Annotated in this window: 12 protein-coding genes; 4 read left to right on the top strand and 8 right to left on the bottom strand. The window is 34.3% G+C overall.

Annotated elements, in window-relative coordinates:
* Positions 1-19: 19 nt before the first annotated feature.
* From WJN01_RS09190 to WJN01_RS09155, 8 genes are all read right to left on the bottom strand, one after another.
* Positions 20-1,114, bottom strand: a complete 1,095-nt coding sequence (locus tag WJN01_RS09190; RefSeq protein ID WP_445196860.1) for an EpsG family protein — start codon at positions 1,112-1,114, stop codon at positions 20-22.
* Complete coding sequence (locus WJN01_RS09185; protein WP_445196859.1) at positions 1,111-2,082, bottom strand: glycosyltransferase family 2 protein; 972 nt, start codon at positions 2,080-2,082, stop codon at positions 1,111-1,113. The genes WJN01_RS09190 and WJN01_RS09185 overlap by 4 nt, the downstream gene beginning before the upstream one ends.
* Entirely contained in the window at positions 2,082-3,311 is a 1,230-nt protein-coding gene (locus WJN01_RS09180) for a polysaccharide pyruvyl transferase family protein (RefSeq protein WP_445196858.1), read from the bottom strand. Before WJN01_RS09180 ends, WJN01_RS09185 begins: the two co-directional genes overlap by 1 nt.
* On the bottom strand, positions 3,308-4,375 hold the full coding sequence (locus WJN01_RS09175) for a glycoside hydrolase family 88 protein (RefSeq protein WP_445196857.1): 1,068 nt from the start codon (positions 4,373-4,375) through the stop codon (positions 3,308-3,310). Before WJN01_RS09175 ends, WJN01_RS09180 begins: the two co-directional genes overlap by 4 nt.
* A 115-nt stretch (positions 4,376-4,490) precedes the next feature.
* Positions 4,491-5,618: a glycosyltransferase gene (locus tag WJN01_RS09170; protein WP_445196856.1), complete on the bottom strand. Its 1,128-nt coding sequence runs from the start codon at positions 5,616-5,618 to the stop codon at positions 4,491-4,493.
* 2 nt (positions 5,619-5,620) lie between these two features.
* Positions 5,621-7,150: a lipopolysaccharide biosynthesis protein gene (locus tag WJN01_RS09165; RefSeq protein ID WP_445196855.1), complete on the bottom strand. Its 1,530-nt coding sequence runs from the start codon at positions 7,148-7,150 to the stop codon at positions 5,621-5,623.
* A complete protein-coding gene (locus WJN01_RS09160; protein ID WP_445196854.1) occupies positions 7,150-8,430 on the bottom strand; it encodes a nucleotide sugar dehydrogenase in 1,281 nt (426 codons plus the stop codon). Before WJN01_RS09160 ends, WJN01_RS09165 begins: the two co-directional genes overlap by 1 nt.
* A gap of 137 nt (positions 8,431-8,567) precedes the next feature.
* Positions 8,568-9,563 carry an SDR family oxidoreductase gene (locus WJN01_RS09155; protein WP_445196853.1) on the bottom strand — a complete coding sequence of 332 codons (996 nt, stop codon included), beginning with the start codon at positions 9,561-9,563 and terminating at the stop codon, positions 8,568-8,570.
* A gap of 635 nt (positions 9,564-10,198) precedes the next feature.
* On the opposite strand from WJN01_RS09155, the gene WJN01_RS09150 reads away from it, so the two are divergent.
* The 4 genes from WJN01_RS09150 to WJN01_RS09135 are packed head-to-tail and all read left to right on the top strand — an operon-like array spanning position 10,199 to position 16,511.
* Positions 10,199-11,329 (top strand): DegT/DnrJ/EryC1/StrS family aminotransferase, encoded by a 1,131-nt coding sequence (locus tag WJN01_RS09150; RefSeq protein WP_445196852.1) that lies wholly within the window; start codon positions 10,199-10,201, stop codon positions 11,327-11,329.
* Complete coding sequence (locus WJN01_RS09145; protein WP_445196851.1) at positions 11,326-13,278, top strand: SDR family NAD(P)-dependent oxidoreductase; 1,953 nt, start codon at positions 11,326-11,328, stop codon at positions 13,276-13,278. The genes WJN01_RS09150 and WJN01_RS09145 overlap by 4 nt, the downstream gene beginning before the upstream one ends.
* 49 nt (positions 13,279-13,327) lie before the next feature.
* Positions 13,328-14,104, top strand: a complete 777-nt coding sequence (locus WJN01_RS09140; RefSeq protein WP_445196850.1) for a polysaccharide biosynthesis/export family protein — start codon at positions 13,328-13,330, stop codon at positions 14,102-14,104.
* Between the two features lie 10 nt (positions 14,105-14,114).
* Complete coding sequence (locus WJN01_RS09135; RefSeq protein ID WP_445196849.1) at positions 14,115-16,511, top strand: GumC family protein; 2,397 nt, start codon at positions 14,115-14,117, stop codon at positions 16,509-16,511.
* Positions 16,512-16,536: the final 25 nt, after the last annotated feature.

Raw genomic sequence — 16,536 nt, 5'->3', positions numbered from 1 at the left:
CTTGTTTGAGATTTTATTTTTAATAATATACATTATACATAGCATATGTGAATCCGTAATATAGCAGTATAATAACACCTATTTTTTTAAATTGTTTTTTTACTAAAGCTTCTTTAAATAAAGGGTAGGCTATAACTATGGCCATAAGAAACCAAGATAAATAGGCAAATCGGTTTGAAAAGTTTGCTCTAATGACCATAATCCAAAAGCCATTTGCAACAATGTATGTATGAAGAATACGTTTATATTCTATATTGTTATAGCCTTTTTTAAATATGTAAAAGTAACCAAACATAAGAGGGACAGCTCCATACAATAAAAAATCGTATCGAAATCCAGTTGACGAGAACTTTGAGGCATCGGCCTCCTGTGTCAAATAGGCGGCAAACCTATCGTCACCAAACCCCAAACTTGCAAATAGATTTTCCCAAACGCCTCCCATGGTAACTGAAAGTAAAATAGCTAAAACCCAAAAAAAATAGTATTTTTTTGTATCGGTCATTATTGTAGTGACCAAATACGCCATTAATGGTAACATCATACTTTTATGTAAAGCTAAAGCTATAGCAAAAAAAATAAAAGCCAATTTTCTATTTTTAAAAACATACGATAATGCCAATATAAATACCGATGTGGCCATGCCGTTTCTCATGCCATTTACACCATAGGTCCAAAAAGAAAACGAACCGATAAGCATTAAAAAAGGAAAAAAGTAATGGAAGGGAAACCAATTTTTACAAGCTTTAAACAACGGATAAATATATATAAAAGCACATAATAAAAAGAACATGTCCTGAGACATGATTTGGGAGGTGAATTTTAGAAAATAAGCAAAACCTATGTCTCCATGATCAGAAATTGGCATGCCATGCTTATATTGATTAAATGAATGTGCGTAGGTGGTCATATCAACAAACACACCATTTAGAGGTCTTAGTCCGATGTAAAATAAAACCGTTGAGAAAACGAAAAGAGAAAAAAAACGATTGAATATTAAGACTTTTATTTCACTCTCTTTTAATACATATGTATGGAAAAGTGTAATAAAACCAATCAATAGAATAAACTGATAATATAAAAAGGAATAATATTTTATGGGAATAAAATCAATCATTTTATTTTATGATATATAGCTCTTGGGAGGTAGTACCTTAGGTAAAACAATATTCCATTTTTTCTATTAAAATAAGATAGCCTGTTAGATTTTTCAACATCAATTTTTTCAATGATGTTGTTAATGTGGTTTCTCCAAATCCAAAATCTCCTCCAAATACTATTTGTGGTTAGAATATAGTAAGAATTGGAAATTGATGAAATAGCATTATCTTCTAAAGCTTTCCTATGATTTGGCTCTTTTACTTTTAATCTTGCGAAAGTATAGATTAAAACATTGGCATCAATCAAATCCCGTAGACTTTTATCAGAAATTTTTGATGATACAGCGGATTCACGTTCTAAATTATAATTATAAACCTTAAACCCGAGATACTTAAAACGTGTTGTATGAGCTAACACTCTTATTAAAAACTCTTTGTCTTCACTAAAGGTTAAATCTGTATTGAACAATAGTCCGTTCGATTTTACTAGATTGCTAGAAAAAACGTACTGCCAAGGATAAAAATACGAACATTTGCTTTTTACAACAAAGTCCAAGCCACTATCAAACTTTATTTTGTCATTTAAAATTATGTCTTCCCATTTTTTGTTAGCATACCTTTTGGTGTAACCAAACTTAGCCACTTCAAATTTGTCTTGGTTAATCGCATCATAAATTTTGGTTAGGGCACCTTTGTCAAGCCAATCGTCACCATCAATAAACAACAAAAAGCTGCCCTTGGAATGTTTAATGCCCTGATTACGTGCATTGCTTACACCTGCATTTTCAATGTTAAACAGTTTAAAATTGGAATATTGGCAGGTGTAATTTTCAATGATTTCTTTCGAGTTGTCTTTCGAGCCGTCATTAATTATGATAACTTCAAATTGATCAGGAGCTAAATCTTGACCCACTATTGAGTTTAGGCATTTTTCAATGTAAAACTCTAAGTTATAAACTGGTATAATTAATGAGAGTGCGGTCATTATAAATTGTTGGTTAGTGAATTAAAGGCCGAATTTACTAGTTTTTTTTGGGTGTTTACAGCGGTGTCAATTTCAGGAATAATGGTATTGTAGTTATCAATTAAATATTTGACTTTTTCTATAATTAGCGTTACTATTTCCCCATTGCTCCATAAGGCAGGGGTATTTGCGTCTATAATTAAATCGTTACGCTTTAAATTATCACCAATAACGCCATAATATTTAACGCTATAAGCGAGCGAAATGGAAGGTTTAATCATTTCAAAAGTAGATACTGAGGCGTGCATTCTTCCTGTTATGGTCATTAGGCCGTTGCCCAAAATAAAACGTGCCCCAGCTTGATAAACTTTGTCTTTAATAAAAACTAAATTCTCGGTATCGCTGCCCAAATAAGATTCAAATTCGGCAAGTAGGCCAGCTTCATCACCATGTGGCGGAAAGGTATGCGACAAGAAGCATATTTTTTTACCAGAAACTTCCGGAAGTGCCTTTAACCTTTCTATAAGTTGCTTGTAAGAGTTAAAGTAATCGCTTTTACTTTCTGTATAATACTTACCTAATAATCCCGAAATAACTATACTAATGTAACCGTTTGGTTTTAGGTTATATCTTGTCAGGATTTCTTGCTCGTAAGCTTTGTCAGTTTCCAACGGTAAGTTTAAAAAAGCAATGTCTCCACTAAGGGTTACATTTTTGGTAATACCTAGTTCATCTTTTAAATAATTGAAGCAATACTCGTCTCGAGTAAATATTTTACATCGGTTAGCTAACTTTTTGAAAGAAAACTTGTTTAGCCAGAATTTGAACGGACCAATACTTTGGCCAAACAAAATAATTTTAGTTTTAAATGACCATGAATATAACGATAGGAAAACGGGCCAAACATGTTTGCCATAGTATTCAGATAAATCATCTCCACCTAAAACAATTACCATATCGAAATCATCCGCTCCTTTATTGGATAAAATATATTTTAGGGTGCTAATCCGTTTGGAAATGGAATTAATAGGAGACTTGTTTTCAATTACTGGAGGTTTGTATACATTGACTTCAATATTACCGTTAAGTTCATTTAAAATCTGTTTCATTTCGGCATGTTCATCAAAATCAGAATAAAACCTAACTTGCCCATTTAAAAGCTCATGTATTTGTTTTATGGTAATAAGGCCCATCATGCCAGAACCATAGTTGTTAAGGTTTTTAAAATTTTTAATTAATATGTTTTTCATGGAGTTATTTCGTTTTTAAATATTGACAGTATTAGGCCTTGGGTGAGTTCTGATTTTCCATACTCTCTTGAGTAAATATTGATGTCTTCTGTGTCTCCAGATGTGTAGTCTACTTGTCCTTTTTTTGTGGTTAGGGGCTTTAAGAATTTATAGAACTCTTCAAAGCAATTTTCTTCTTTTAAAAGTGAGAGTGAATAAAAAAGCATACAGGATACCGAGGTATCGTTGTGCCAGTTTTTAGATACTCCAATGAATTGCCCCCAAAACTGATCTTTTTTTAAGTTCTTCAAATGAGGTGCTATTTTATCGAATTCATTTTTAAAATAGCCATACATGGAATTGTTTTCTGTATCAGTGTACTTTAAAGTGGCCGTTAGGGCAAGCATATACCAACCTAAACCACGTCCCCAATTGGATGAGCCCATTGGAAAAAAGTTATTAAGATCTATTGCATGATAGGGCATGCCATTTTTGTTTAGACCATGATTTATGTAGAATATTATTTGCTTGTTAGACAAATCAATAAATTCATTTTTATTAAAGGCCGTTGCATAGGCCAATAGAAACGGACATATCATTCCCAAGGTATCGACATATTGGTAGTTAACGTTTGGTCTGTATAAGATTACATTGTATTTGGAATCTATATTTTTTAATAACCAATGGGCTATGTTATCACATGCACTTCTATATTTTTCGTTCTTTGTGTACTCATAGAGTTTAATTAAAACCATGCCCATGCAGGCTTGGTCTATGTACTTTAATTCGCCGTTATCAATATTTTCTACAAATCGATTTACAGTTTTTTCTATATATACTATCGTTTTTTTGTTATTTGTTGCTTGGGCATAATCAAAAATTCCGTTTAAAAGGTAGCCTCGAGGAAAGCTGTTTTTCAATCTGTTGTTTTTTCGTAGCCTAAGGGATATTTCCCTTATTAAGACAACGGGAAAGAACGTATTGTCTGCTAGTGACATTTTTGGGGTTTCGTGATGGGAATAACTTAGGGCGCTTTTTAGTACTTTGTTTTTAAAATCAGCGTTTTTGGTTTCTTTGTTAAGCATGAAAAATCTTCTTTGAAACTTGTTCTTTAGGTAGGGGTGTATCTCTATATAATAGAAAACGCCTATGAACAAAATGCAAATTACTAGAATCGCTGTTAGTGCTATTTGTTTCATTTTAAGCTTGTTGTTGTGTAATGGAGTGAAACAATTTTTCTATATCGGCAATATTATCTTTTTCTTGTAAATATTGGCTTCTTTCATTTACTTTTTCTTTATAATGATTTAGCAGGCTTGGGGTGGTTAAAATTTTCCTTAGGCCGCCAAGTAAAGCTTCATCCGTGTTTTCTACAATCATGCCATATTTACCATCAACCAATATTTCGTCCATTCCTGCGCAATTTGTGGTTAAAACAGGGGTTTTCAATAAAACAGATTCGGTTACCGCAGTACTAAACCCTTCTTGATATGAAGAACACACAAATAAATCACAATTGTTAACATATTTATGGGGGTTGCTTTTAAAGCCCAAAAGTGTTATTTGGCTTTCTAATTGGTTCTTGGCAATAATTTCTTTTAACTTTTCTTCTTGCTCCCCTTGCCCCACGATGTATAAATGAAACGGGATACCTTCTTTTGCCAACAAGGCCAAGGCATTTAGTAATCTTATATAGCCCTTTTGTTGTGCCAACCTGCCAACAGAACATAAATTGATGGTTTTTTTGTTAAAATCAATTTCCTCCACTATTTCATTGCCTTTAGCAATAATTAAGTTTACATCTACCACATTGTGTATAACTTTTAGTTTATTTTTGGGTATTTGGGGTATTTTTTTTGATAAAGAGTTCAGTGCTGTTTTTGAAACCCCAACAATGGCGTTGTATTTTAGGTACAAGTTGCGCATTTCTTTTGGAGACCTAAACACTTTTTCTATGTTGAACCCTTCTAAGTCTACGTGCACCCAAGATATTATCTTTGTATTTTTTGAACTGCACCCCCCAACAATTCTAGTTGGAACGCCCTCTAGGTAGGCAACTATAATGTCGTAATTACCTTTTACTATCCTATTGAACAAAAAAGAAGGAGAAAATATTTTTTGAAGTAAGGACCATCCTGGGAAAACCTTTTTCAGTAAAAAGTTGTGTTTTACTTCTGGAGATAGTATCTCTTTGTTAACGCCTTCTTCAAAAATAGTAGTTAAGGTAATATCGTACTTTACTTTGTCCAATCTGTTCAACATATTAACGAGTACTTTCTCGGCACCGCCTCCTCTTAGGTCAGGATGTAAAAACAAAATTTTTTTCATTGTTATAATTTTTTTCCTATTTTGTATACTATAGGCATTTTACTGAACAAGGATTTTAACAAATGTTTTTCGTAACCATTCATGACCTTTAAGCAGAAAACAAAATAGATAATTGAAAAAGTAAGTAGCTTAAAAAGCATTGCAAGTACGTTTTGGTTGGGCAAAAAATAGCTGTTAACGGCACTAAGTATCACAGCAATTCCTATACTTAAAAACAATGGTGCTATTTCTTTGTAGTACCTTAACATATCCAAATTTGCCTTTTTAATATAATAAGGTATTATTATGGCTCTTTCCAGTAGCAAGAAAAAAACAGTAACCAGTATCATTTCCATGGTGCCAAAAGTTTTTGCTACAAAAAAGCTTATTATAACGCCCAAAACTGTAAGGGTTAAAAGCAAACGACCTCTGTATACGAGTAGGTTTTTTGCCTCTAGTATGTTGTTTGCAAAACCTTGACTTAATGTAGGGGTAAGCCCTAGCATTATGGCTAGAGCATAATAGTAAGCCATATGGTACTCATCTCCAACCCAAAAAAACACAAAATCTTTACCGGAAACAATAAAGCTTCCAAGAATTAACAACAGTACAAAAAGAATAACCCTAGATACTTTTATGAATAACGTTGTAAGCTCTTCCTTTGGGGCGTCATTAATGGTTACTTGAATAGCTCTAGGTAAAAAGACAGAAGAAATAGCCGATGAAAACGCACCGTAATAATTGCCTAATGTACTGCCTACTGCATAAATGGCAACTATGGTTGTAGAGTAATAAAGTCCTAATATAAGTTGTCCAAACTGCCAACGCAGCTGATGTACAATGGCAAAAATGAATAACCAAATTGAAAAGCTCAAAATTTCAATAAACATCATTTTGTTATAATGGTGCATTTTAATCTTTACTTTTATAATCTTAAATACAATATAGGCGTCAATGAATATAATAAGCATATTCAATATTGTATCCATAATAACCAAGCTGATGGAATCTCCTCCCTTAAATAGAATTAGAATAACCAAGCCGCTCCTGAAGATGTATTTGATGATATTGATTGTTTTAGGTAGAACGAAAATCTCATAGCCATAACAGATTCCAGAAAACGCACCGCCCGGAAGCGAAATAGCAAGGTTAAAAACCAGAATTAAAACCATGGTTTTTGCCTTGCTAATTTGTTCGGTAGATAATGTGTTTACATAAAGTGTATCAATATTTATATAAAAAATCACCCCTATTATGGCAACTAATATAGAGATACATGCGTACATGATGAAACTATGTGCCAAAAAATTCTGTTCGCCTTTTTTGTCTTTTTCTGCCTTGAACTTTGCCACAAACCGTATTATGGTGTTATTAAGCCCAAAATCCAATACACTCATATATCCTACTAAGGCACCTATCATGGTGTATAAGCCATATTCAGCACTACCTAGAGAGCGAATAATAAAGGGCGTTAGAACCAATCCTACTATATTTGTCAAGAATATGGTAACATACGATAATGCTGCTCCGCCCTTAAGTTGGTTTATTTTCATCAGAGTCGTTTACAGTTAGGAGCTATTATAACACCTTTAACATCATATAAAACGCCATTTGGGTTAAGCAGGCTACTTAGATTTTCGTTAAGGAATTCTTGGTGCGCCACACTTAAAATTACAGCATCAAACTGTCCTGAAGGTAATTGTTGGGTTGTTGACAAACCATATTCATGCATAACCTCTTCAGGGTTCGCCCAAGGATCATAAACAATGACATTAGTTCCGTAACTTTTAAGTTGATTTATCACATCAACGGTTTTGGTATTGCGAACATCAGGGCAATTTTCCTTAAACGTAATGCCTAAAACTAAAACGTTTGACCCTTTAATTTTTAGGTCATTTTGAACCATAAGCTTAATCACTTCTGAGGCTACATATTGTCCCATACCATCATTAACCCTACGGCCAGCTAATATGATTTCAGGATGATAGCCTACTTCTTGTGCTTTTTGCGCCAAATAATAAGGGTCAACCCCAATACAGTGCCCGCCAACCAAACCTGGTTTAAATGATAAAAAATTCCATTTGGTACCTGCGGCTTCTAATACCGCATGGGTATCGATATCCATCAAGTTGAAAATTTTGGCCAATTCGTTTACAAAGGCAATATTGATATCTCGCTGGGAGTTTTCAATAACTTTAGCGGCTTCTGCTACTTTAATGGTTGGAGCAAGATGCGTGCCAGCAGTAATCACACTGGCATAAAGCGCATCCACTTTTTTACCAATTTCTGGCGTTGAACCTGCTGTGACCTTCAATATTTTTTCAACGGTGTGCAATTTATCACCCGGGTTGATGCGCTCAGGAGAATAACCGGCATAAAAATCTTCATTAAATTTTAAACCACTGATTTTCTCTAAAACAGGCACACATTCATCTTCGGTAACGCCCGGATACACGGTAGATTCGTAAACAACGATGTCTCCTTTTTTCAATACCTTACCAACAGTCTCGCTGGACTTGTAAAGCGGTGTTAAGTCTGGTCTGTTGTTTTTGTCAATAGGTGTGGGAACCGTAACAATATAGTAATTGCAATCTTTGATATCTTCTAAATTTGAAGAACAAATTAGGCCTGTCTCATCATTATTGGTAGTTTTCAATACGGCTTTAAGCACATCCGATTCCACCTCCAATGTCGAATCATTTCCTTCTGATAACTCTTTAATCCTATTTTTATTGATGTCAAAACCTACAACATTGTATTTTGTTGCAAATAACCTAGCTAATGGTAAACCAACATAACCTAGACCAATAATTGCAATTTTAGTTCCCCCCATTTTATTTGTTTTCGTTTATTTTATTTTTGATGCTTTGTTTACTATTAAATAAGACGTAAATTTAAAATTTACAATGGAATTCCTTATTCAATTGATTATAATATTCAGCACCTAAAATTTAGTTTAAATCAATCTTATTAAAGATTTTTCCAATACCAGGCAACAGCTTCTTTTAAGCCATTACTAATGTCATATTTTGGTTGGTAATCCAATAATTGTTTTGCCTTGTCAATTGAAGCTAATGAGTGAGGGATGTCTCCAATTCTATTTTCTCGATGTTTGATTTCAATTGTTTTTATGTTACTATCAAACTCAGAGAGATATTCTTTTAATAAAGTAGCCAATTCCAACAGCGTAGTGTGTTCGCCATAAGCGACATTATAGACTGTATTCAACGCTTTTTTATTATCGGTCGTAATGGCGTTAATGTTCATTTGCACCACATTGTCTATGTATGTAAAATCCCTGGAGTAACTCCCATCGCCATTTATCATGGGCGATTCGTGACTAATAAATTGCTGAACAAATTTTGGAATTACCGCCGCATAGGCACCATTTGGGTCTTGTCTTCTGCCAAACACATTAAAATAACGTAGGCCAATCGAGTCCAAACCATAAGTTTTATGAAATATGTCGGCATAAAGTTCATTCACATATTTGGTTATGGCATAAGGAGACAGTGGTTTACCGATAACATCTTCAACTTTTGGTAAGGCTTCATGATCGCCATAAGTGGATGAGCTTGCGGCATAAACAAAGCGCTTTACCCCAGCATCGCGGGCAGCAACCAGCATGTTTAAAAACCCTGAAACATTCACATCGTTCGTAGTAATGGGGTCTTTTATAGATCGGGGCACAGAACCTAGTGCCGCTTGGTGCAACACAAAATCGATATTGTCGCAAGCTTTTTGGCAATCACCTAAATTTCTGATGTCACCTTCAATGAGTTTGAAATTGCCGTTATTTAAAAATGGTTCAATGTTTTTTCTTTTGCCTGTAGCAAAGTTGTCCAGGCAAACAACACGAATATTATTGTTGAGTAGCGTCTCAATTAAATTTGAACCAATAAAGCCAGCGCCACCAGTTACAAGAATTCGTTTATCACTTAGCTTTTCTATTTGTTCTGTAGTCATTTTAAATTTGGGGTTGTGTTAATTAGCCGCAAATATTATAAAAATATAGCAAAGAAGGCATACTAATTATATTAAGGTTTCGTTTTTCCCGATGAAATTCAAAAATATGCCAAAAACTTCGATAAAGGTCAATGTATAAATCATTTGCAAAAATGAAAAGCATACAAAAATTTTGGGGTTTTGACGATTCTATAATTATGAATGCCCATTTCTTGTTTTCAAATTTAGCTATCGATAATCAGCAAAGATTTACTTTTAAGGAAAGCAGAAAATGTAGTTAACCGATTTTAATTACTCTTTTAGCGAAATAACTAAAAACTAAGGCTAGGGATATAAAACAATTACTAAATTTACACCGTATTTAACAAGATTGAATTGATTAATAGCATATTAATTTAATTAAGTAAAAACAAATTAAAATATATACAAGCTCTCAAAAAACAACTATTACTTATTTCAAGTTTTTAGATGATATGTTTTAAAATGTTATTATGAATTATATAGTTATTAGTTAAGAAATAATTTTGTTCAATGATTCAGAGGGAACCATCCATTAATTTTTCTAAAATCTTTAGCTGTTATAATTCTAACAATTATGGCATGAAGCTTGTTATGTGGAATTTAAAATTTTTTAAATGCTAACCAAAACCAAAATATATCTGTCCTCACCTCACATGGGTGGTTCTGAACAGAAATTTGTGGATGAAGCGTTTTCAACCAATTGGATTGCTCCATTAGGGCCAAACGTTAACGGTTTTGAAAGCGATATACAAGAGTACATAGGCGGAAACAAGCATGTTGCGGCCTTGAGTTCTGGAACGGCTGCCATCCATTTGGCTTTGCAATTGCTTAAGGTTTCCAAAGGCGATGAGGTTTTGTGTCAAAGTTTTACGTTTTCCGCTTCCGCTAACCCCATTGTTTATCAAGGGGCAACTCCTGTTTTTATTGATAGCGAGCCAGATACTTGGAACATGTCCCCAGAACTATTGGAAATTGCCATTCAAGATAGGATACAAAAATATAAAAAGCCTAAAGCGATTATAGCAGTACACCTTTACGGCATGCCCTATAAAGCGAAGGAAATTAATGCGGTTGCCAAAAAATATGATATTCCGGTTGTTGAGGACAGCGCAGAAGCTTTGGGCAGTAGATATTATGATGACTACTGCGGTACACTTTCTGATATTGGCATCTTTTCGTTTAATGGAAATAAAATAATTACTACTTCTGGTGGAGGCGCCTTGGTTGTTACTTCCAAAGAAGAAAAAGACCGGGCTGTATTTTTGTCTACACAAGCTAGGGATAATGCACCGCATTATGAACATTCCGTGATTGGACATAATTATAGACTGAGCAATGTTTTGGCAGGGATAGGCAGAGGCCAAATGGAAGTGCTTGATGAGCGCGTAGCAGCCAGAAGACGGAATTTTGAATTTTACAAAAAACATTTATCTAAATTTAATAGCATTTCATTTTTAGAAGAACCTGAAAGTTTCTTTTCTAACAGATGGATTACCTGTATAACAACGGACTCCTATAAGTTAAGAGAAGACATACGACTTGCCTTGCAAGAAGATGATATTGAATCAAGGCCTTTATGGAAACCCATGCACATGCAACCGGTTTTTAAGGATTGTGTTCACTTTACAAACGGTGTATCAGAAGATTTGTTTAACAGAGGACTGTGTTTGCCCAGCGGGTCTAATTTAACTGAGCATGATTTACACAGAGTACTCAAGAAAATATTAAAACCCCTCAACCTATGATTAATAATTACTTTACTTATCTCTCACAAAAATACGCATCCAAATGGCTGGTTTTTGCTATTGATGTAGCCATGATACTTGCGGCTTTTTTTATAGCTTATCTGATTAGGTTTAATTTCACATTGAATTTTGATTTAGATCAGTTTTTAATCCAGATACCTTTTGTTGTGGCTATTAGTGTATTTAGCCTTTTATTGGTTGGTTCATTTAAAAGTGTGATTAGACATACTGGTTTTACGGATGTGATTAACGTATTTAAAGCAGTTATGGTTATGTCCTTTGCTTCGGTATTTTTTGTTTTATTGAATAGAACACTAAATGTGGTACCGGAATTTACCATCCCGCTTTCCATTATTATCATGCATGGGTTGTTGAGTTTTGTTATGTTAAGTTCAAGTCGGTTATTGTTCAAAATTGGCTATAAGTACCTGAGTTGTAAATTCTTGTCGTCAAAGCGCGTTCTGATTTATGGTGCTGGAGATTCTGGTATTGTTACGTACAACGCTTTGGTGAATAATTTATCAACCAGTTTCAATGTAGTATCATTTATTGATGATGACCTTAAGAAAAGAGGAAAACTTATAAATGGAATAGAAATTATTCATGGTTCAATGATTGACGCTGCCTATGTTATAAAAAATAATATTGATGAGATTGTTGTGGCTTCTCAAACAGTTGAAACAGGTAGGTTAATGGCGTTAATTGATAAATTGGCGGACACTGATACCAAAATAACCAAAGTTCCCCCAATTGAAAGTTGGATAAATGGTGAGTTGAGCACCAAACAAATTAAACAATTCCAAATAGAAGACCTTTTAGGACGTGCGCCTATTAAGATTGACAATCCTAATTTACTTGACGAGTTTAATGGAGAGACTGTTTTGGTTACAGGAGCAGCAGGTTCTATAGGTAGTGAGTTGGTTAATCAGCTGTCAAATTTTGACGTGAAACACCTGATTTTGGTCGATCAGGCTGAATCCGCATTGTATGATGTCCAACAGGATTTAAAGCGAGATGGTAAGCACAATTTCACCGCCATTGTTGCAGATATCAGGGATGGCTTACGAATAGACTCCATATTTCAAAACCACAAACCGACTATGGTTTTCCATGCGGCAGCATACAAACATGTGCCCTTAATGGAAAAATCGCCTTACGAGGCCATTAAGATTAATGTTAACGGAACAAAATTGTTGGCCGACACGGCATCAAGATATAATGTTAAAAAGTTCGTGTTTGTATCAACAGATAAAGCTGTTAACCCAACCAGTGTAATGGGAGCCACAAAACGAATGGCAGAAATGTACATTACGTGCCTTCAAAAGGAAAGCAAGACGAAATTTATCACAACACGTTTTGGCAATGTATTAGGTTCTAATGGATCGGTTATTCCATTATTTAAAAAGCAAATAGAAAAAGGCGGCCCTTTAACCTTAACCCATAAGGACATTACGCGATATTTTATGACCATTCCTGAAGCCTCACAATTGGTTTTAGAAGCGGGCACCATGGGGAAAGGTGGCGAGATTTTCATTTTTGATATGGGCGAATCAGTTAAGATATATGATTTGGCTAAAAATATGATTAAACTGTCTGGGTTAAGATTTCCTGAAGATATTGACATTAAGATTACTGGATTACGCCCTGGTGAAAAGCTTTATGAAGAATTGTTGGCAAATGGCGAAAATACATTATCAACATACCATAAAAAGATACTTATTAGTAAAACCCGAGAACTGGATTATTCTAAGGTAAAAACCGAAATAGAGGAATTATGTATTACTAATCGTTTCCAAAACAACAATATTGTTATGAAAATGAAACGATTGATACCTGAGTATAAATCCAACAACTCGGATTACGAGAGATACGACAAAAGAGTTCAGATTTACAAGAAAGTCAAAGGACTAACCAGTGATACTGTAGATAAGAGTTCTGTAAACCTTTAAATATCTAAAATTTTATTACCTTCCGTACCCAAATCAAATTCAAATAAGAATGAATATAAATTTTCATGCAAGCAGGATACTTGTGCTTATATGTTCTTTAAGTATCTTGTTGACCTCTTCTTGTTCACCAAAAAAAGAAGTAGCTTATTTTCAGAATGCAAAAAATTTTGAAACTGTTGTAGATACCGATACGTTTGTTCCAAAATTTAAAGTAGACGATAATGTTAGTATCTTTGTCTCTACTTATGACATGGAGGCATCAAGGCCATTCAATTTAGTTAGGCAGATTGGTACGGCAAGTGGTGAAGTTGTGAACTATTTAATTGATATTGATGGCAATATTGATTTTCCTGTACTTGGGAAAATTAAATTATTGGGTTTGACTGTTGACGAGGCTAAAGAACTTATAAAAAGTAAGTTGGAAGAAGGATATTTGAAAGACCCTGTAGTGAATATTAGGATTTTAAATTTTAGGGTTTCTGTTTTAGGAGAAGTTACAAGACCTGGAACTTATACCATTACAGGCGAACGAATAACTTTAATGCAAGCATTGGCTACAGCAGGAGATTTAACCATTAAAGGAAGACGAGACAATGTTTTGGTTGTTAGAGACTTTAAGGGAACCAAAACTTATACCCGCGTTGATTTGACCAATAAGGAACTTTTTAATTCCCCAGTATATTATTTAACACAAAATGATATTGTATATGTAGAACCAAATCATTCGGCGTCGTCCGGATATTTTGTTGATGCTCGATTGGGAACCATTCTCTCAATATCGTCTTTCATAACTGGTGTACTAATACTTGTTACCCGTTCCCGTTAATTTTTTTGTCATGACATCAAATAAAGATAATTCCTTTTCAAATGCATCAGTTTCGCAGGATTTTAATCTTCAGAAGATTTTATCCTCTTATACAAAAAAGTGGAAATGGTTTGTACTGAGTTTGGCCTTGGCATTGGGGGTTGCATTTCTGTATATTAGATATGAGGCCCCGCAATATGAAGCTGTAGCAAGAGTGAAAATAGTTAGTGATGAAGAAGGCACTTCAGCAAATGCTATTTTCAAAGATTTATCACTTTTTTCAGATGCGGAAAGTGCAAGAATTGAAGATGAAGTGGCGGTTGTGAAATCCAGAAAAATGATTCGGGATGTTATAGAAGAGTTAGATTTAAACGTGCAATACTTTATACAAGGTAGAATTCACGAAACCGAGCTTTACGACGATACTCCATTTAATATTAATTTTATTGAGTCGGATTCAATAGTCAACAGTTCTTATTTGAATTTTTATGTTGAAGTTTTGTCCGATATTGAATTCTATTTTAGAATTAACGAAGATGATACCCCTGAAAAAAGGGCGTTTGGGGAAAATATTGAAACACGGATTGGAGGCATAGTAATTACTCCTAAAAATGATGATGTTTCAAAAACTGTTGGAAAGAATATCAGAGTACAGGTCAGCCCTGTTTCAAGTTTAATAGGATATTACAAGTTTCAAATTCAACTAGAACCAATAGAAAAGAATTCAAGAATAATTAGAGTTTCTTTACAGGATCCTGTAAAGTCTAAGGCTATTGATTTTGTAAATACTTTAATTGATGTTTACAACAAAAATACAATTGAAGAAAAAAACATTAAGTCCAAGAATACGGCAGATTTTATTGATGCCAGGATAAAACTTATCGAGGCCGAATTAGCAGCTGTTGATGATGTGGCTGAAAGTTATCAAACAGGAAACAAACTAACTGATATAGGGGCCGAGGCCAACTTGTATTTAGATTATAGTTCGCAAAGTGAACAAGAGCTGAATGCTATCCAGAATGAGTTAAACACTATTAATTTCATGAAAGGTCAATTGGGCGAGTCTGGTGACCCATTTGAGCCTTTACCTACAAATTTAGGTCTTGCAGATCCGTCTGTAGCTGGAACAGCTGCAAAGTATAATGAACTTTTAACGGTAAGACAAGCTCGCTTAAAAAGTTCTAGTGAAAAAAACCCAGTAATTGTCAATCTCGACCAGGAACTAAATACATTGAGAAATAGCTTAAAACAAAGTTTGGATAATTCGGCCAAAACTGTAAAACTAAGAATGAATAGTGTTCAAAACCAATTGAGTAAGATTAATTCTAAACTTTATGCTGTACCAGGTCAAACCAGAGAATTAAGAGATATTACTCGAGAACAAGGTACTAAAGAAGCTCTGTACCTCTATTTGTTGGAAAAAAGGGAAGAAGCCACGATTTCATTAACTGCTACTTCCCCGAATGCGGTTGTTGTTGAGAGTGCCTATGCCTATTCAAAACCAGTTTCTCCTGACAAGGATATTATTTATATTGCCTCAATTTTTATTGGGTTGCTACTTCCTTTTTCCATTATTTATGTTCGTGATTTATTGGACAACAAAATTCATAATAAAGAAGACTTGGCAGCCGCCATTAGTAATATTACGATTTTGGGTGAAATACCTAGGTTAAAAGGACGAGACATTAAGAATAGCTATGTTCAAAGAAATGACCGTTCATTATTGTCGGAATCGTTTAGAATCATTCGAACAAATTTTGACTATGTAAAAAGAGCTAGGGGAGCAAAGGCTTATGACAATGTTGTTTTTGTTACATCAACCATCAACGGAGAAGGAAAATCCTTTTTTTGCGCCAATTTTGCATTGACCTTGGCTAATACAGATAAAAAGGTGTTGTTGATTGGTGCCGATATTAGAAATCCTAATAAGGGAATCATTAAATCTAAGTTAAATAAGGGTTCCAAACCTTCAAAAATTGGGTTGACGGAATATTTAAATGATGACTCCATCGACTTAAAAGATACTATTGAAACCTATGACTTGGGTGATAACAAAATTGATATCTTATTAGCGGGTAAAATTCCCCCAAATCCAGCAGAATTGTTGATGAATGATCGGATGAAACCGTTATTTGACCAGGTTTCTGCTCAATATGATTTTGTAATTGTTGACACGGCACCGACCATGCTAGTTACAGATACATTATTGATTAGCCAATATGCGGGTCACACAATTTACCTAACCAGAGGAGGCTATACAGAGAAATCTATTTTGAGCTTCACGAAAGAGCTTCATGAAAACAATAAGCTTAATGGTATGATGCTGGTAGTGAATGATGTTGACCAAGAAAACTTTGGTTATGGAGCTAAGTACGGTTATTATGGTGCGCCCGAGAAAAAAGGGTTTTTAAAGAAAATATTTTCATAGATAAATTGATGAATAAACAAAAAGG

The organism is Tamlana sedimenti (assembly GCF_038148895.1).
Lineage (GTDB): Bacteria > Bacteroidota > Bacteroidia > Flavobacteriales > Flavobacteriaceae > Tamlana.
Note: the sequence above shows the minus strand (reverse complement) of the source record. Positions and strands in the feature narration are given on the sequence as shown.